The following is a 17,665-nucleotide window of genomic DNA, read 5'->3' as shown; positions in this document are numbered from 1 at the left end:
GTTTATGTACCCTTGCCAAACAGCATTCCCATGAAGCCATCGGGCAAGTGGTATTGCCTTCGTTACGCCATCCCCTGACAGTGGAGCGGAAACTGGAAAATCTGAGTTCATGCAGCGTGAGTCCGTTAAGACAGTTAAAGATTAGCAGGAAAAAGTGGGGAAGGGGGAGTGGGGAGGGGGTGGATGGGGGAGGGGATAGATTGTTCGTTCAAGATTGTAGGGCAAGCGTTGTTTGGAGATTGCTGCGTCTTGAACGCTTTGAGGATGGATGAGCAAGTTTATTTTAGAAGTGGGTCGGGCTGGGTTAAGGTTCCTGTTTGCTGAGTCGCCGATACACTTCTGCCAGTGCTGCTCGATCGCCGACGTTGCCAGGAAACAGAACGACGGGAAGCTGGGGAAAGCGGGGATGATCGGCAGAGGTGCGGACAACGGAGACTCCGGGCAGAATTTGCCCCAATAGTCGAGCGGTGGTGAGTGCCAGCCCGGTGCTGAGGGTGTCGTTTGAGGTGATGCCGCCTTTGCTGATCAGGAAGCCGATCGTCTCTGGTAATCCTTTTTCGATGTCCATCAGCAGGGCTGAAACGGCAATGCCGAAATCGAGGCGGGTTTGAATATCGGCAAAGGTTAATTCTTGGCGGCTAGTGTAGATGACGGGCGTTTTGCCTGCCTGGTGTGCTTGATGAGCGCGATCGAGCGTTTGCTGCAATAGCTCGGCACGCTCCATCGCGGATCCTTCCAGGAGATGAACGACATCGACTTCGATCGCTTCAACTCCAGGGGCTTTTAGCAGGTCTTCGAGCTGCTCAGTGGTTTTTTTCACATGGGAACCGACGATCACTGCGCCCGGTTTTCCATCCCGCACATAGGCTGCCATGTCCTCCGACGCGACGGCTTGGGGCGGTAGGGCAGCAAGAGCAGTGAGCAGGCTGGCAGCACTCCGAAACAGAAATCGCTTTCCCTGACGGGCGGCTTGCAGCACATCGGTGGCAAACTGATTCAGGTCTGCCTGCGTTTCAGCATCAACGACAACACACTGATTATCCTGAAGCTGCATCAGGCGATCGAGCGTTCCCAATCGAATATCCGCCAGCAAAAAGCGATCGACCTGCGAGGCAGGAATGCGTCCCCTGGTTTTTTCTTCCACGTAGTCCGGCAAATAGCTGTGCCGATAGCCAAACACTGAATCTTTCGCAAACTCGGTTTCGTGAACCGGAGTGGGTACGTCATTCACCACCAGATAATGCACGCTGTCGCGGGTGAATCGTCCGCCCTCAAAAAAAGCTGGCGTGAGGAAATGGGCATCAAACGGACCCAGCTCCTCAGCGATCGCATCGGTTTCGATCGGGTAATGTCCGCGCAGGGTGGAGTCCGATCGGCTAACCACCAGGAAATCTTGAACGCCTGCTTCTGCAATTGCCTGTTTCAGATTTTGGCAAACTTCTCGCGTGGTGGAGAGTGCTTTCTCTGGAGTGAGTGCCCTGGTGTTGGTCAGCACAAAGAAAATGGGGGACTCGTCGGCTAAGCCCGATCGCAGCGTCTCTACGTCCCATTTCATCAACAGTAAACAGCCATGAACGGTCTGCGACCCAGTTGGATCGTCGTCCAACACAACAATTTTGGGCTTTATTTTGGGCTTTGAGGTCATCGCAATTTTTTGTGGCGTAGAGCAGGTTTATTATGGCGTGAATTGAGGGAGTGGATGAGTGAATGAGTATATGAGGGGGGAAGGGGGTGAGGAGATGAAATGGAGGGGGTGAGAGAAAGTGATAAGAAGGGGGTGAAGTGGGCAAACTGTGGTCGGAGAGGCTTTAGGATGGACGGGGAATGAGCGATCGCTTTACAGCAGGTTGCGTTTCAAACGTAAATTCTCAGGTGTGATACCGTTCATTTCGCTGCTTTAGAGCTATCATCTCTGTCAATTGACCGATCGGGTAGGGTATTTCTGCTTTGCCGATCGGGTATGATTCCCCAACGGGCATCGCCCTGGATTAAAGGAACAATCAGGGACAGCGCAAGTTTATATAAGAGGTTGCAAGAGGCATGGGGCAACTGAACGATCGATCCGCAGAAATGGGGTCGCAGGAAAACGAATCTCAGGCAGCATCGCGCCATTCCAGCGACGCAGAAGATGTGCTGCAAACCATGACGCAGGATCTTCGCAGCCTCCAGCAAGACCTGATCGCTCAAATGAGTCACGATGTCCGCCGCTTGCAGGCAGAAAAATCGCGCTTATTAAACGATATTGAAAAGCTGCAAAATCAGCAGCAAATGCTGGAATCTCAGTACGAAGTTGCCCTTTCTCGCCATCAGCTTGCCCAACAGCAAACCTGGGCAAAACAACTCGCTCTCACCCTGGCAAATCATCTTCACGCTGCCCTCAGTCAGCGAATTAATCAGATGGTGACGGTTCAGCAAGTTCAGCAAGACGCTTCGGGACCCAGTCTGCCACGAATTTCGAGCAATGGCGCGATCGAATCCATAGAGGCAAACCGCTTGATGGTGTCGCTGGATGAAACGGTAAATCGCACCTTTTCAACACTCAAGCATGACTTGTCGAGCTACGAAAGTGCCTTGTCGCAGCAGATCGATCGAATGCACAACCTGGGTCAGCAGGGAGAAGTAATTCTGGAAGTGCTGGTTAAGCGCATCAGTCAGCAGCTTCAGCTTGAAATGACCCGCAGTGGCGCAATTCCTGCCAGTCCTCCCGCTCATCTTTCTGTTTCGCCTACTCCGTTTACGGCTGAATCGTTGCCGAATCCAGAAGCAAATCCGTTTGAACCGATCGAGAATCCCTATGCTGCCCCGGCTCCTGAACGAGTGCCTGAGCCTGTGCCTTTGCAGGGAACGTCTTTGCTGCCCACGCCTCCAGCAGTCGCACCTGAGCCGGTGATGGTTCCGCTTCGCTCTCCTGCCGATCCGCGTCGTTTGTCTCATTTTCAAATGGGACTCCTGCTGATTTTGCTCTCCACGCTGTCGCTGTCGTTGCACAACGTTCTTGTTGGCATTGTGAGCAATCCCAGCCGCTTGTTTGGCTTGATTCCGATCGGCGGTTTTATTAAGTTGAACGGGTTTGGCAGTTCGCTGCTAATTTTGTGGATGCGGATGCTGGTGGTCGTGCCCTTGATGGTGTGGCTTGCCCCCAGACTATATAAAAATACCTGGCACGAGATTCGGGGCTTCTTTCAGTCAAAAGATCGAATATTGCTAGGCAGCGTTCTGGGAAGCGGGTTTTTCCTGTTTCTGTCACAGGTTTTGATTTATATTGCGATCGGTCAAATTGGCCCTGGTGTTGCCGTCACGGTTCTGTTTATGTATCCCCTGGCAACGGTGCCGCTAGCATGGTATTTATTTGGCGATCGACCCACACGGCTCCGGCTGCTGGTGATGGCAGCGATTCTGTCGGGCGTTGTGTTTACGGCTGCTCCCAAACTAGGGACGGCGGGCGTTTCCTGGAATGGCATTTTGACCGCAGTATTTTCAGGTATTGCGTTTGCGTTCTACCTAATTTCGATGCAAGTTAGCTTCCGCAAGCTGCACCCGGTTCCGGTCAGCCTGATCCAGTTCTCCAGCATTTTTATTTTTTCCAGCGTTAGTCTCATTGTGCTGGGCGTTGAAGTTGCCCCAACCAATCGCACCGGGCTGGCGATCGCTGGACTGCTGCTGGGCGGACTGACGCTGGCAGGCTATTTGTTGAATAACTTTGGCGTGCGGTTTATGGGGGCAGCCAGAGCGTCGATTATTGCCGCGAGTGGTCCTGCGCTCACCGCATTTCTGGCATTTTTGCTCACTCCCGGCAGACACACTGCCTTGCAAAGCGTCCAGATCCTGGGAATACTGATTGTAACGCTCGGTGTCACTGCCCTCAGCTTTGAACGAATGCTGCTACAAAATCGAACCACTCGCCAACCTAAACCCTCTAGTCAGGTCAGCTAGGAATTTGGGTACTTCAAAGTCCCTCAGCATCGGGGGATTTAGGGGGCAATTTTTAGGGGGTAATATAGATACTTGCGGCTTCTTAAGCAGCTTATCACTCGTTTATCATTACTCGTTCATGGTGCGATAAGTTGCCACCGCGGAAGGCGAAACGCGATTCAGATAGCGGAAGATCCAGTATTTGAAAATCGTGTCGAGAATCACCGGAAAAGTGGCAATAAACAGGAAGATAAAATCGCGGTTTGCGGGCAGCCCAAAGTGTCGGGAAACCCCTTCGAGAATCACTTCCCAACCGTGAGGGGAGTGAAAGCCGACGAAGGTATCGGTAAACAGGATGATGATAAACGCTTTAGCACTGTCGCTTAAGCCATAAACAAGCTGATCCATAAAGGATTTCAGCACAGCAATTTCGCGCTTTCCGGTTGCAATTATTACGGCAAACGCCATCACCCCAAACAAATCAGCAAACACATTCTTGATTGCATCCGAGCCGCGATCCCGATAGTCCTGCTGAATTTCAGCCGCTCGATCGCGCACCTGCTCCACGATTTCTTCCTCGGTTTTAGGCTCCTCTTTACCAATCAAAATTTCAAACCGAATTCGCTGTTCAAATCGCTGAAGTTCGTTCAGTGCTTCATCTTCTAACTCCTCGTTGAGAAACACCTGAACCTGCTCGTTACCAGCCCGGTAGCCATCGACGATCGGACCAACAATAAAATTTTTGGCGAGTTGCAGGGTTAAGAGCGGAATAATAATCAGCAGCAAAACAAATCGGATTGCGGTGATCGTGCGAGATTTTGATTTGCGAAAATCCCGGACGAGTTCTTGCTCTGCTTCAGGATCAAGCTCTCGCCGAACCCGATCGACCGTCTCCAGAATCGATCGCGGCAGTACCCCGGTTTTATCCGTCAGGGACTTCATATCTCGCTTGGCAGCCCGCTTGGGCAGTTGATTTCCCGGAGACACGATCGGCGGCTCGGTCTGACTCAGCTTCTGCTCGGTTTTGGGTTGAGCGTTGCTGAGCTGAGGAGGATTGGGCTGAGCATTGGTCACAATCATCACTGAACCGGGATTTGGCTCAGGATTGCTGTACGGTGCCAGCACTTCATCAATAAAGCGCAGCTTTTTGAGAATTAAATTAGGGCGATCGATTACATTTACGGTAAGACGATTACTTTGCAGTTCACCAGGAGAGTAATTACTGCTGTTTTCTTCGAGTTGAACTTCGGTAATGGTTTGATTTGAAAGACGGACGATCGAGCTGCTTGCTTTGAACTCAAATAAACGGATTCTAATAATATCAAGATACTTTTTTAGCTCTTCTTTAAGATAAGTTCTGGCACTTTGGCTATAGTCACCGTTTTCAAGCGAAATTGGATTTCCATCAAAGTGAGCGTCTTCTAATGCTTTGATGGCAAGTGCCGCTTCGTAGGCCTGATCGAGGGCGCGTTCGGGAGTTTTTTGCAGCCAGCGATTAGCAGAGCGAAAATACTCCTTGAAAGATGCAAAAGCCGAATTTCTCATTGGGGCAATAGGATCGTCTGACATGATGCGAAGTGCGGATTCAGGATCGTTGAAAAGGCAGCAGAACGGGTTGAACAGCAGTTTTAACGATCGATTTGCTTTATAAATTAGCTGGTTTCAAAAGAACCAACTCAAACTTCAGGTGCTTCTGGAGCAGTGATGTGAGGCAGGTTCTGCTTTAGGGCGATCGGGTTAGGTATCAACGCTACGGATCAACCAGTGAATCCAAACGATCGTTTATTCTAACGTTAGATTAGAAATGATGATACCAAGCCCCTGAGGAGCGATTCGTGTCTCTTGATTCTATTTGGATTTCGGGTGTAACGGGCAGTGGAAAGACCACCCGACTCATCCAGCAGTTTACCCAGGCAGCAGAGGCAAACTGGCAGCGAGACCGGACTCAGGCACGACAGACTGCGCTAGTCTTTGCGGCGATCGGCGATAATCGGCTCGATCTTGCTGATCGCATTGCCGCTGCGACACAGGGCAAATATCGATTTGACTCGGTGACGCCGTTGGGCTTTTTTCAGGACGAAGTGCGGCTATTTTTTCCTCTGCTGGCAGAACAGCTTGGGCTGAAAACCTTATTTCCCTTGCGGCTGCGCCCGGAAACCGAGCAGGAATTAGCGACCCGCCTTTGGCAACCCAATTTAGCGTCGGGTCGATTGCGCCAAACGGGAATGCGCGACTATGACCTTGTGCGTCGATCGCTTGACCTGCTTCAGCTTGCGGCGTTTAGCGGTACACCCCATGAAGACATTGCTTTTTTGCTGAAAGAAGGATTTGCCGAACAGGAAGGTTCTTTAGATTCACGAGATTCATGGGAGGCAATTGGCGAAGCGATCCAGCAGTGGTGGGATTGGTGTCTAGCCCGTGGACTGCTCACCTATGGAATTATCACCGAACTGTACTGGCGATATCTGCTGCCCCACCCGATTTATCGGCAGCACTTAACTAGCCGCTACTATGCTGTGTTTGCCGATGACGTAGACGAATATCCAGCAGTCGCCCGCACCCTATTTGAACTGCTGCTTGATCCTCCCGCAGCGGGAACGGCGAAGCATTGCAGCATTCCGGGAACCTTTACATTTAATCCTGAAGGCGGAATTCGCCTGGGATTGGGAGCCGATCCCCAATATTTTGCAGAGCTTGCCCATCGCTGCCAGAACGAAACCCTATTTGCAGATGCCAATCGTTGCATTGGTGCAACCTGGGGACGGTCGGTGATGGAGTGGGTGCGTGAACCTTTACTGCTGCCGCAGTTGCCAGACTGCATTCGTACAATCCAAACGGCGGCGAGAGGACAGCTTTTGCGCCATACTGCTGAAGAAATTGCGGCTGCAATTCATAAAGGCGAGGTTCGGCCCCAGGATGTTGCTGTGATCGCGCCTGGAGTAGACCCGATCGCCCGCTACACGCTGCGCGAAATTCTCACCAGTCAGGGAATTCCCGTTGCCTCGCTCCACGACCAGCATCCGCTTGCCAGTTCGCCGCTGATTCAGGCATTGTTGACTCTGCTGGCACTGGTTTACCCCGGCTTAGGACGATTGCTCAACCGGGAGTCGATCGCTGAAATGCTGGTGCTGTTAAGCCAGGTTCCCAACTCTGTTTATACCGAGCCAATCAGCGCACTGGAAGTTGAACCCTTGAGTCAGTCCGATTCGGGCAGCTCAACCACCTTTATGCCGCGAATTGATCCCGTTCGAGCTGGGCTGCTGACCGACCACTGTTTTGTGCCCGATTTCGATCGCCCCCATCTGCTTCCGGCAACCGTGCTGCCTCGCTGGGATCGGTTAGGCTTTCAGGCAACTCGCGCCTATGAAGATCTGGTGCAGTGGGTCGAGTCGCAAAAACAGCAGCAGCAGCAGCGCATGATCACGAGTCCCGTTGTGTTGCTCGATCGCGCCATTCAAAAATTCTTTTTTGGCGGCAGTCATTTGCCCTATGACCAGCTTGCCGCCCTGCGCGAACTGATGGAAACCGCTCAGCATTACTGGGAAGTGGCTACTCGCCTCCAGTCGTTCAATGCCTCAGAAGTCCTGGTGTCGCTCTCGGTGGGGCAATTCATTCAGCTCTTACGCGAAGGCACAATTACTGCAGACCCTTTTCCCTCTAGACCGATCGGCAAAGCCGCTCAAGCGGTTACGATCGCCACAATCTATCAATATCGAAACGATCGACGCTTTCATCGCTGGCAGTTCTGGCTTGATGCCGGCTCACCCTTCTGGCTATCAGGCGGGAGCGGACTGTTTGGTGCACCCATTTTTCTAAGAAAGCGACTCGGAGCCTGGACAACCGCAGATGAGCTAGAAGCCAATGTGCAGCGACTTCAGCGACAGGTATTTGATTTACTTCATCGGGCAACCAGTCGGGTTTATCTCTGCCACAGTGAACTGGCAGCGAATGGACAAGAACAGGCAGGAAATTTGCTGACGCTGGTGAATGCCGCACTGCCCGTCACCGCAGGACAAATCCTTGAAAGACCGATCAATGCCTAAAAGCCTCGTAAGACTTAAGCATTTTAGGAAACTGAGCTTAAAATTGCCAGTTCCAACCCCAGATTAACGCTAATCCCGATCGTCAGACTAAGGTAAACCCAGACTGCTAAGAGCGATCCAGCGTGCTGCCTGTCCCAACCAGAGGCGCAAAGCTGCTGCATGAGCCGTATCTTTTGGCTGGTTAAAGGACTGACAACCAGCGGCTTCACAATCCATTCCCCGATAGTGACCACAATGACAAAATAAAGCACCAGTCCAATCAGCCGCAGTCCATCCGCTAAGATTTCGCCAGAACCAATGCTGACCGGAGCGGATAGCACTCCCAGCAAAGGCTTAGCTGCCTGGGCAATGAAAACACCCGTCAAAGCAGCATAGCCAAAAATTTGAGACAGACCGAACAGGGACGATCGCTTCATAAGGGCGATCCCTGCGCGATTAAATGCTGGCTCAGCAAGGTAGGAGAAGACTCCGCCTGATGCTGATGAAGTGTAAACGCTGCCCAGGCCAGCTCGACAATACAAACTCGGCAAGCACTGGGAATTTGGGTAGGCAAAACAATCCAATAGTGCGGTGTACGTTTTGCCGCTTCAACCTGAAAGTGACGACTCATTGCGATACAATCCGGGAAGCTAGTAAAGTTAACGTTCCCGCTCCATCGCTGTTTGTCTCACAGATAGATTAACTGTCTCTGAGACTTAATAATCTGAAACTTTTCTTGATCGTTCGATTGTTGCTGAAAGTTTGCCGAAATTAAACTACTAAGTTTCGCTCAACATAAGCGCGGCCTGCCATCATCGCAGCATTGCTGGTTTCGTATTCTCTGCCATCGTTTAGCAGGGTCAGGTCTGGATCAATCACCCAGCACAAATAGCTATCCATTAGAGCCGATCGGCTCACGCCTACGATCCATCCGGGGTAGGCAGACACTTGTACGATCGATCCATCGCTCATGGCATTTGTTCTCCTTGGGTTGGTTCAGGTAATGTGCGGACTTGAAAATTAGGTTGATTGGTAAAATTTGCAGAAATCTAATTTCCCTGCGCCTATCCTTTAACCTGGCTTGATTTTGACGGATCTGGAATTGAGCTTCCGTCTCTCTCAAGCCTCAAATCCATCTCATCCAGTCAATAGATATTACAATTGCATCCCAAATTAGGCATAGCCTCATCTTGCCCAGAATTACCCCTTACACTACCGTGGTTTCCCAAACAAGCTACTGAGAGAATAAGGAGGATTGAAAAGTTTGGAGTTGCCTCTTAAACCGCCTTTTCTGGAGAAATTGAACCCTCTGCTGCGGACTGCTTTAGCCTGCTTGAGGAAAACTTTTGGAAGTTTATTCTCGATCGAGATTAAGGCTGGGATGATGAGAGTGAATTTTTTCCTGGAACCTCGTCCCAGTTCGCTGAATCACTTTAAAGCTCGAAAATAAAGGCTTTCAAAACTATCTCTGGGCACTAATCCAATGACGAACGTATTTCAACAGCTTGAACAGCGATTTCATCAATTGGGCAAAGATCTGACCCCTGAAGTCGTTGAAACTGCCACTCAATCGCTTCAAGAATGGCTGGAACGCAATATCGATTGCCTTGCTGCCCGTAAACCAGGCGCAGAGTTTAACGGCACGATGATGCAGTGGTTCCACTGGTATCTGCCTTCAGATGGCACTCACTGGAATCAGCTTGCCGATCGCGCCCAGGAGCTTGCCAAGGCAGGAATAACCGCCATCTGGATGCCGCCCGCCTGCAAAGCAATGGAGGGAGAAAACGATGTGGGCTACGGCATTTATGACCTGTACGACCTGGGAGAATTTAACCAGAGCAAAAGCACCCGTACTAAGTACGGCACGAAAGACGAATACGTTGCTGCTGTGAAAGCAATTCAGCGAGCCGGAATGCAGGCTTATGCAGACGTAGTGTTTAACCACAAGATGGGCGCAGACTGCACGGAAGAGTTTGAAGTGGTGCCCTACGACCGGAGCGATCGCAACTGCCCGATCGACGGCGAGAGAACCATTCGCGGCTGGACAGAATTTAGCTTTCCCGGTCGGGGCGATAAGTATTCCTCAATGAAATGGCACTGGTGGCACTTTGACGCACTGGACTATGACGACGGCAATCCGGGCTACCGCGCTGTTTATCAGGTTAAGGGCAAAAGTTTTGATACCAAAGTCGATCTGCGCCAGGGCAACTATGACTATTTGATGGGCTGCGACCTGGATATGAATCATCCTGAGGTGCGGGGTGAGCTGAAATACTGGGGCGAGTGGCTGATGAACACTGTAGGACTGGACGGCTTCCGGCTGGATGCAATTAAACACATCAACGGCGATTTCTTTAGCGACTGGCTGGATCACCTAGAGCATTACGCAGAGAAAGATCTGTTTTGCGTCGGGGAATACTGGACAGAAGACTTCGGCTCCCTGAGCTGGTATATCGGCAACGCAGGCGGGAGGCTAAATTTATTTGATGTGCCGCTGCACTACAACTTTCATCGCGCCAGTCTATCGGGTGGAAACTACGATATGCGATCGATCCTGGACAACACGCTGATGAAGCACCTGCCCATGTTTGCCGTCACCCTAGTCGATAACCACGACACGCAGCCCTTACAAGCACTCGAATCTATAGTGGAATCCTGGTTTAAGCCACTTGCCTACGCGGTTATTCTGCTGCGGGCGGAAGGCTATCCCTGCATTTTTTATGCAGACTACTACGGCGCACATTACCGGGATAAAGGACGAGACGGCAACGAGCATGAAATTTGGCTGGACTCCCACCGCTGGCTGATCGATCGCTTTCTGTTTGCCCGTCAATATTTCGCCTACGGAGCGCAGTACGACTACTTCGATCACTGGGACATCATCGGCTGGACGCGACTCGGCTCTGAGCAGCACCCTGGTGCAATGGCAGTGATTATGAGCGACGGTCCCGACGGCAGCAAATGGATGGAAGTCGGCAAACCTAACACCACCTTTTACGACATCACCGAACATATCAAAGAACCCGTTCGCACAAACCAGGACGGCTGGGGCGAGTTTCGCTGTAACGGTGGATCGGTGTCCGTCTGGGTGGAGAGAGATCCTTTGTTGTCTTGTCTGACAGGATTACCGATCGAGATTCGGGTGGGTGAGTGAGCGGGTCAGGGGCTTCGGGTTCCTCGCGCCAATGCTCTGCGTTGGAATGCTCATTAGGCGGCTCTGCTACAGGATTAAATCAGCGGCAGAGCTGTATCTGGGAGATTATCCAGGCTGAACCTGGACACCAAAGTTAAAGTCCCATCTGTTTGCAGGACAAATTTCGCGAATCCAGATAATTAAAGGAGCCGTTGAGGAAGCGAATAGATTCCAGCGGCTCTGTTATTCGTCAACTTGTAAAGTGGATGACTAAACTATAGATTGACAGGATGAAAGTTAAGAGTGCAATAATCCATAATATCTGTAAAAAAGTTATATCAAAATCCTGGTTCTCAGCTTTTTTCTATCTATGAAGTAAGAGGATAAACTATTTTGACAAACCGCTGACAATACAGTGCTTGTCCATAGATGCACCACACCAATCTTTGATTGGATAAAGATACAGGCGACGAGTACAAGTACTGAGTGAATTGTAAAAAGAATATTGGCAATAGCAAGCCTTTTCGTTTCCTCTGCTATTCCATAGCCCAAAAAAATAATCAATGAGGGAATAAGAATAAACACAAAATCAAAAACGTAAGGCTCAAAAATGAACTCGTTGGAAATTTTCAATAACTGAGCTTGACGATCGAAGAAGCCATCAACATTAGATGCTTCAGCCACAATCATTCCACTATGCCAATATCGCCATAGCCAAAATAGGAGAAGGGTCAAGATACTAAGATTGGTAATAATAAGCAGAATAGAAAAGCGAGAAGACTTTCCAGGCAACGATTCAAACATACTCTTACTTTCTTTTCTAGTCTTGATAAAGAAGCATCAAAAGCTGTGAGCATCAAAATTTATAGTTTTGATTCTTTGAAATCTTTAAGGTCTGCTTGTGTGATTTCAGCGAATCAGGTTAACCGGAGAAAGAGCATTTGAGTCAATGCTTCTCTAATCCATTAGCTCTATTGTCAAAAGGCTAGTAGCTAAAAACGTTCAGCATAAACAATAGAAGACAGATAATTTGCATTACTGATAGAAAGGTTTTGTCAAAATCCTGATTCTCATTTTCTTGTTCACGCCTGGAGTTGCCCGACAAGCAAGTTATAACTGACGCTGAAACTAAGGCACTTCTCCAAATATGTAATACATCAATTTTTGATTGTATTAATACACAGGTAATGAATACTACAACAGAGTGAATAGAGAGAAAAGCATAGGCAATTGCAAGCTTTTTAGTAATAATTGACACTAAAGAACCTAGTCCCAAAAACGCAATGGCAAGAACAAGAAGAGAATCTAAAATATAAGGTTCAAAAACATACTTATTGAGAATTGAAAAGCTCACCCTGCGATTAAAGAAGCTATCAACATCAACACTCGCAATTAGTCCATCGTGCCAATACTGCCATAGCCAAAACGCGAGGAGAAGAAATATAGCGAGATTGGTAGAAATGATAAAAGCATAGAAGCGTGAATATGTTTTAGGCAAAGATTCAGACATACTCTCAGATCCTTTTCAGCTTCGATCAGCCCCAAAGAAATTGGGTAAAACGACTGTAACTCGGGCTTCACGAGCATCCATAGCACACTCATTGAGTAGTCTACCCAGGATCTAGAGGAAACTCATAAAAGCGTAGTGTCTCAAGTTCAGCAGTTCTTCGCTCCCCCTCTCCCTACTCTCCCTCTCGCCCATCCACCCCTCTACCCCTCAACTCCCACCTGCTGACACATCGACAGCAACGGGCATTTAGGACATTTCGGGGCATTCCCGGTACAAATGTGCTTGCCGAAGGGAACTAGCAGCGCATTAATCTCGATCCAGTATTGCTGGGGTAGTTTTGCTTCCAGGGCTGCCAGCGTTTTTTCGGGCGTGCGGCTTTGGACATAGCCCCAGCGATTGGTGACGCGATGCACATGGATATCGACGCTGATGTAGGGCTGCTCGCAGGCAATACCGAGGGCAAGATGGGCACACTTTGCCCCGATCCCTTTAAACGACAAAAAAACCTGCTCATCGCAGGGCAACTCACCGCCATATTCACGCACAATTCGATCGGCAATATCCCAAATTTGCTGCGCTTTTGCGTCGTGGTAGGTGCTTCTTTGAATCAGCCGATCGATTTCTGCCACGCTAAGCTGAACCATTTCCGCTGGAGTGCGAGCGCGATCGAACAGCCGTTTTGCGGTAGGCAAACTGACCTCGTCATAGGTGCGAATCGAGATGATACAGGAAATTAACTGCTCAAACGGCGAATTATAACCCTGTGCTGCCAACTCAAACATCGCAGCCTTAGGAAAGGAAGAGACTGCCTGCCGCAGGCGATCGATCACTTCGTCAATTTCAAACGGCTGCTTTTCAGTCACGATCGAGTCTTGCTACCGATGACTGTTACAGATTGCTGTTACAGATTACAGACTCACTATGAACTAAGCCTTGCGCCGGAACCGTCTCTGCTTGCGTCGGGCAATGGCTTTGCGCTTTTCTTTTTCGAGCGGTGTTTCAAAGTGGCGATTCTTCTTCATGTCGGCAAAAATATCGGCTCTAGACACCTGCCGCTTAAAGCGACGCAGGGCTGACTCGATTCCTTCGTTTTCGCCGACAATCACTTGAGTCATGCAATCCTCTCCTTGTTTTGATATAAATGTTTGTTCATGTTTTACCACAGAATAAAGAGCTTCCAGCAGAGCGAGGCAATCGTCTCAGCCTACTAGAAGCTCTTAACTTCAAACTATCAATTTTGGGGAATTTAAGGCTTAATAGCGACGATCGTTCCGTCCACCGCGATTGCCACCACCTCCTCCCCAACCGCCACCGCCACCTGCAGGGCGTTCTTCGCGAGGCTTCGCCTTATTGACTTTTAGATCGCGTCCCATCCACTCTGCGCCGTCAAGTGCATCGATCGCAGCCTGTTCTTCAGCGTCTGAAGACATTTCTACGAAACCAAAACCACGCATCCGACCTGTTTCCCGATCGACCGGAAGCTGAACTCGCTTTACCGTACCGTACTCAGCAAAAACAGTGGTGACGTCCTCTTCAGTAACCTGATAGGACAGGTTGCCAACATAGATTGACATAAACTACTCCATAGAACCAATGCAGAGAATCAAATAATCAGAGTGTTGTCCGTCAATCTTTATCCAATCTTGCACAAGCACAACTAACTACCGACTATCTCAAATCCCAAATCCTATAGTAGCCTGAGATGCCCGCTTCAAGTGAAATTTATTCGTAAACAAATGTATCTTTTGTGAGATAGAAGACGTAGCAGGGGAAACAGAAAGGAGAGCGATACGGGAGGAGAGGAATCATTCAGCAGAGAGCTGCCTTCCCCCATAAAAGCCTGAAAAAGCCTAAAGCGGAAAACCCTTAGGGAATTTAGCTCAAAGGTAGCCCTCATAACTACCCCTTGTTTAGGCCTGAGTTAGATGAGAGCAGGGCAGACGATTCGCGGTAAATCTGGGAATGGTTTAAATCTATTATCAATACTTTGTTTGTCTTAAAGGATTGTTTATAGGGATAGGGTCAGTCCTCGAGCAGGGCTAGGGAATGGGGAGGATGTTCGATGCTTGCAGGTCGTTTAATGCCCTAGCTATCGCTACCGATTTGTTATCACAACCAATGGCTATCACAACCAATTACTGAAGCAGGACGCTGAAAAACAGCATGACAAAAGCAATTTATCTTGCCAATCCCTATGGATTTTCCAAGCAACAGCGCGATCTACTGCTGCCGCCGATCGTTTCTGCTCTGGAGTCAATCGGTGTCGAGGTGTGGGAGCCGTTTAGCCGCAACAATCAGGTTGATTTTTCCCAGCCGGGATGGGCATATCAGGTGGCTCAGGCAGACCTGAAAGATGTGCAGCAGTGTGATGGCATTTTTGCAATCGTGAACGGAATGCCGCCGGATGAAGGGGTCATGGTCGAGCTAGGCATAGCGATCGCCCTTCAGAAAGCCATCTTTTTATTTCGAGATGATTTTCGCCGCTGCACGGATAGCGAACAGTATCCGCTGAACTTAATGGTGTTTGCCGGATTGCCGGAAGCCGATTGGCAGCGGTATTACTATACTTCGGTAGCGGAGATTAGTGCGCCGGAGAAGGCGTTGTATCAGTGGGTGAGGGGGGAGCGGTAAAGGGATGTTTTTACCAGGGGTTTCCGATGATTGTGAAGGCAGCCCAGTAGTAGGGATGGGAGAGGGAGCCGCTGAGGCTGTTGTCGCCTGGGGGGAGGGGGATGCTACCAATGCCGGGGATACCCTGGATTTGACCATTGGCGATCGTGACTTGTCCGCGTACCATTGCAATTTGCGCCTGGCGGAGGGCTTCGGCTTTGATGGGCGCGATCGTGAGGGCGTCGTAGAAGCGGGTCATCAGGGCAGCGGTGGCGGTGTCATTGACGAACCAGAGGCTTGCCACCGCAGATTTAACGCCTGTTTGCACAGCAAGTCCGGCAAAGCCGAGTTCAGCCTGTTCATTGCCCAGCGCGGTTCGACAGGCACTTAAGACCAGCATTTCCACGGGCGGATCGTTCCAGCGGAGCTGACGCACCTGATCCATTAGCAGTCGCTCGTCCCAGAACTGGATGTAGGAATTCGTAATGGGTCCGGGGACGAAGTCGGCATGAGTTGCCAGGTGAATAATGCCAAAGGGCTGGGTCTGGCGAACCTGCTTGAAATTTTCGATCGTGGCATCATTATTCAGCACAATTCTGCCGCCTTGCCAGAGCCGCAGTACCAGCGTTGAGAGTTCTGTGGGAACGACAGGGAGTGGGTTTTGTCCCTGAGTACTTTCTGAGATGCCCATTGCCAGCAGTTGCGCTCCTCGGACATCGACGTAACGGGTGTCGGTCAGGCTAAGGCTGGGCATTAAACCGACGCTGTACTGCTCGATTAAGAACTGTTGTCCGTCATGCAGTGCCGCAAAGGGAAGCGATCGCAGTCCCATATCGGGCAGAAACACGAGGTTGGTAATGCCCTGGGTTTTCAGCTCATCGGCAAGCGGCGTAATCAGCCATTGATAAAGCTGCTGAGCATCTGCCAGGTAGCTGGTGGTTTCTAGATTGCGCGGGTTGGTAATCTCACTGCGGAAGTCTTGGGCAAGTTTCAGCAGAGCCGATCGGGTTGCCTCGGGAACACGCCGCCGGATTAACCCTTGCGCGGTCACGACTACCAGATCAAGCTGATCGCTCTCTTCCGCCAATGGGTCGATCGCCAGTGGGTTTATGCCTTCTGGCACAAAAGAAATGTAGATAAATGCAGGCTGTTCGCCCGTTGCTTGCTGGATATCCTGCGCCAGCTCCTTTGCTTGATCCAGGGTAACGATCGGCTGAGGCGGCAGCCCTAAATAGTCCTCAAAGTCACTTGAATACTGCCGTTCTAGCCGGGGTAGATCAGTGTCGATCAAGGTTGGCGGCAGCGTTACCTGGGGAATAGGCTGGGTCAGTGGCGGAGTATCCACACGCGGATCAGCAGATGTTAGCGGTTCGGATGGGGATGGGGGCAGCGGGCTGGGGGATGGCCTGGGGTCAGGGGGGCGGGGATCGGGATCAGGATCAGGCGTGGGTCGAGGATCGGGATCAGGATCAGGCGTGGGTCGAGGATCGGGACCTGGTCTGGGTCGGGGACCGGGCGTGGGAGGATTACGAATCATGACTTGAACAGCGATCGGTGCAGAGCTAGATAGAGACGGCACACCGTTCGCCAGATCCACAGCAACGACTTCAAACACAGGCAAAATGGCAGGCACATCAAGCGGCGGCGTATAGACCAGCGTATCGGTCGGAGCCAGCAGGGTTCCCGGCAGAATGGGCACTCCGTTGAGTGTCAGGGTTCCTTCGAGTGGGAGGGAAGTTAGCCGCAGCAGTGTCACATCGCCGTTGGGGTCGGTGACTCCGGCGACAAAACTGCTGACTGGAATCGAGAGCGGCTCACCCACCAGCGTGGCTAGGGCAGTGGTTCCTGGCGTAATCGTGGGGGCGGCATTTACTGAAGCGATCGCAATCGCAGGTTCAGGATTGAGCGTGTTTCCGGCAGGTGCGACGGTATAGTTGCCTGAAGCGATCGTGCCTCCTGGTCCTGCAGTAAGGCTTCCGGCACTGCCGCTCAGGGTAGTCCCGGCGATTCCGGGTGTGCCGACGACAAACGGGCGGTTTTCAGCTCCGCCTGCAAACTGAATGGCGATCGTTCCCGGTACGCCGCCATCCAAGCCGCCGGTGACATCGATACTGGCTGCGATTCCCTCCTCGGTGGGCAAAGTGCCTGTAAGCTGCACTCGATCGCCTGCAATTGCGACATCCCCTGCTTCACCAGAAGGACTGGAAGCATCGATCGTCTCGACGGTGACATTGCCCTGCGAACTGGCGATCGTCACATCCCCTGCAAGCGCACCAAACCCTGCTGCGGTCGAAATTGCGCCTGTTGTAATGTCTCCGGTTGCGGTCAGCGTGACATCGCCTGAAGCTCCTACAAATTCACCAAACCCGCTCTGAGTGAGAATGTTGCCTGTAGCGATCGTGGCTCCAGAAATCGTCAGATCGCGTCCGTTGGTAAAAATGGTCGATGTGGGACTAAAGAATCCTCCTGTTCTGTCTC

At 50.9% G+C, this 17,665-nt stretch carries 15 protein-coding genes; 4 read left to right on the top strand and 11 right to left on the bottom strand.

From position 1 onward, the window contains the following. Positions 1-304 precede the first annotated feature (304 nt). Positions 305-1,645, bottom strand: a complete 1,341-nt coding sequence (locus tag H6F80_RS09475) for a four-carbon acid sugar kinase family protein (protein ID WP_190791320.1) — start codon at positions 1,643-1,645, stop codon at positions 305-307. Between the two features lie 395 nt (positions 1,646-2,040). Here H6F80_RS09475 and H6F80_RS09470 point away from each other — a divergent pair, with 395 nt between their 5' ends. Next, positions 2,041-3,933, top strand: coding sequence for an EamA family transporter (locus tag H6F80_RS09470; protein WP_242067256.1), 1,893 nt, complete (start codon positions 2,041-2,043; stop codon positions 3,931-3,933). Between the two features lie 108 nt (positions 3,934-4,041). On the opposite strand, the gene H6F80_RS09465 is transcribed toward H6F80_RS09470, so the two are convergent. Further along, on the bottom strand, positions 4,042-5,481 hold the full coding sequence (locus tag H6F80_RS09465; protein WP_242067255.1) for a proton extrusion protein PcxA: 1,440 nt from the start codon (positions 5,479-5,481) through the stop codon (positions 4,042-4,044). 266 nt (positions 5,482-5,747) lie between these two features. On the opposite strand from H6F80_RS09465, the gene H6F80_RS09460 reads away from it, so the two are divergent. Continuing rightward, positions 5,748-7,955, top strand: coding sequence for a DEAD/DEAH box helicase family protein (locus H6F80_RS09460; protein ID WP_190791319.1), 2,208 nt, complete (start codon positions 5,748-5,750; stop codon positions 7,953-7,955). A gap of 23 nt (positions 7,956-7,978) precedes the next feature. Here H6F80_RS09460 and H6F80_RS09455 read toward each other — a convergent pair whose 3' ends face one another. The 3 genes from H6F80_RS09455 to H6F80_RS09445 all read right to left on the bottom strand — a co-directional run bounded on the left by H6F80_RS09455 (position 7,979) and on the right by H6F80_RS09445 (position 8,906). Continuing rightward, positions 7,979-8,371, bottom strand: coding sequence for a hypothetical protein (locus H6F80_RS09455; protein ID WP_190791318.1), 393 nt, complete (start codon positions 8,369-8,371; stop codon positions 7,979-7,981). Further along, positions 8,368-8,565 carry a hypothetical protein gene (locus H6F80_RS09450; RefSeq protein WP_190791317.1) on the bottom strand — a complete coding sequence of 66 codons (198 nt, stop codon included), beginning with the start codon at positions 8,563-8,565 and terminating at the stop codon, positions 8,368-8,370. The genes H6F80_RS09455 and H6F80_RS09450 overlap by 4 nt, the downstream gene beginning before the upstream one ends. A 140-nt stretch (positions 8,566-8,705) precedes the next feature. Further along, positions 8,706-8,906 carry a hypothetical protein gene (locus H6F80_RS09445; RefSeq protein WP_190791316.1) on the bottom strand — a complete coding sequence of 67 codons (201 nt, stop codon included), beginning with the start codon at positions 8,904-8,906 and terminating at the stop codon, positions 8,706-8,708. A 511-nt stretch (positions 8,907-9,417) separates the two neighbouring features. Here H6F80_RS09445 and H6F80_RS09440 point away from each other — a divergent pair. Next, positions 9,418-11,088: an alpha-amylase gene (locus tag H6F80_RS09440; RefSeq protein WP_190791315.1), complete on the top strand. Its 1,671-nt coding sequence runs from the start codon at positions 9,418-9,420 to the stop codon at positions 11,086-11,088. A gap of 312 nt (positions 11,089-11,400) precedes the next feature. Here the strand turns inward: H6F80_RS09440 and H6F80_RS09435 are convergent, their stop codons facing one another. From H6F80_RS09435 to rbp, 5 genes are all read right to left on the bottom strand, one after another. After that, entirely contained in the window at positions 11,401-11,751 is a 351-nt protein-coding gene (locus tag H6F80_RS09435) for a hypothetical protein (RefSeq protein ID WP_190791314.1), read from the bottom strand. A gap of 301 nt (positions 11,752-12,052) precedes the next feature. Continuing rightward, the gene (locus tag H6F80_RS09430) at positions 12,053-12,577 is read right to left on the bottom strand and encodes a hypothetical protein (RefSeq protein WP_190791313.1); all 525 of its coding nucleotides are present in this window, start codon (positions 12,575-12,577) and stop codon (positions 12,053-12,055) included. 200 nt (positions 12,578-12,777) lie between these two features. After that, positions 12,778-13,440 carry an endonuclease III domain-containing protein gene (locus H6F80_RS09425; RefSeq protein ID WP_347277851.1) on the bottom strand — a complete coding sequence of 221 codons (663 nt, stop codon included), beginning with the start codon at positions 13,438-13,440 and terminating at the stop codon, positions 12,778-12,780. Between the two features lie 63 nt (positions 13,441-13,503). Further along, complete coding sequence (gene rpsU / locus H6F80_RS09420; RefSeq protein ID WP_190791312.1) at positions 13,504-13,692, bottom strand: 30S ribosomal protein S21; 189 nt, start codon at positions 13,690-13,692, stop codon at positions 13,504-13,506. A 138-nt stretch (positions 13,693-13,830) separates the two neighbouring features. Next, the gene (gene rbp / locus H6F80_RS09415; RefSeq protein WP_190791311.1) at positions 13,831-14,151 is read right to left on the bottom strand and encodes an RNA-binding regulator; all 321 of its coding nucleotides are present in this window, start codon (positions 14,149-14,151) and stop codon (positions 13,831-13,833) included. A gap of 589 nt (positions 14,152-14,740) precedes the next feature. Here rbp and H6F80_RS09410 point away from each other — a divergent pair. After that, positions 14,741-15,208: a nucleoside 2-deoxyribosyltransferase gene (locus H6F80_RS09410; RefSeq protein ID WP_190791310.1), complete on the top strand. Its 468-nt coding sequence runs from the start codon at positions 14,741-14,743 to the stop codon at positions 15,206-15,208. Positions 15,209-15,218: 10 nt separating this feature from the next. Here H6F80_RS09410 and H6F80_RS09405 read toward each other — a convergent pair. Then, a partial coding sequence (locus tag H6F80_RS09405) for a CHAT domain-containing protein (RefSeq protein ID WP_190791309.1) occupies positions 15,219-17,665 on the bottom strand: 2,447 nt, incomplete at its 5' end.

Source organism: Leptolyngbya sp. FACHB-711 (assembly GCF_014695615.1).
Classification (GTDB): Bacteria; Cyanobacteriota; Cyanobacteriia; order Elainellales; family Elainellaceae; genus Leptolyngbya_A.
The sequence above is the reverse complement of the archived record's forward strand: the minus strand, read 5'-3'. Positions and strand labels throughout refer to the sequence as shown.

Excerpts from the sequence above, each read along its gene's own strand:
- H6F80_RS09475 (WP_190791320.1), bottom strand. The coding sequence starts at position 1,645 with ATGACCTCAAAGCCCAAAATAAAGCCCAAAATTGTTGTGTTGGACGAC.
- H6F80_RS09470 (WP_242067256.1), top strand. The coding sequence starts at position 2,041 with ATGGGGCAACTGAACGATCGATCCGCAGAAATGGGGTCGCAGGAAAAC.
- H6F80_RS09465 (WP_242067255.1), bottom strand. The coding sequence starts at position 5,481 with ATGTCAGACGATCCTATTGCCCCAATGAGAAATTCGGCTTTTGCATCT.
- H6F80_RS09455 (WP_190791318.1), bottom strand. The coding sequence starts at position 8,371 with ATGAAGCGATCGTCCCTGTTCGGTCTGTCTCAAATTTTTGGCTATGCT.
- H6F80_RS09450 (WP_190791317.1), bottom strand. The coding sequence starts at position 8,565 with ATGAGTCGTCACTTTCAGGTTGAAGCGGCAAAACGTACACCGCACTAT.
- H6F80_RS09445 (WP_190791316.1), bottom strand. The coding sequence starts at position 8,906 with ATGAGCGATGGATCGATCGTACAAGTGTCTGCCTACCCCGGATGGATC.
- H6F80_RS09440 (WP_190791315.1), top strand. The coding sequence starts at position 9,418 with ATGACGAACGTATTTCAACAGCTTGAACAGCGATTTCATCAATTGGGC.
- H6F80_RS09430 (WP_190791313.1), bottom strand. The coding sequence starts at position 12,577 with ATGTCTGAATCTTTGCCTAAAACATATTCACGCTTCTATGCTTTTATC.
- rpsU (WP_190791312.1), bottom strand. The coding sequence starts at position 13,692 with ATGACTCAAGTGATTGTCGGCGAAAACGAAGGAATCGAGTCAGCCCTG.
- rbp (WP_190791311.1), bottom strand. The coding sequence starts at position 14,151 with ATGTCAATCTATGTTGGCAACCTGTCCTATCAGGTTACTGAAGAGGAC.
- H6F80_RS09410 (WP_190791310.1), top strand. The coding sequence starts at position 14,741 with ATGACAAAAGCAATTTATCTTGCCAATCCCTATGGATTTTCCAAGCAA.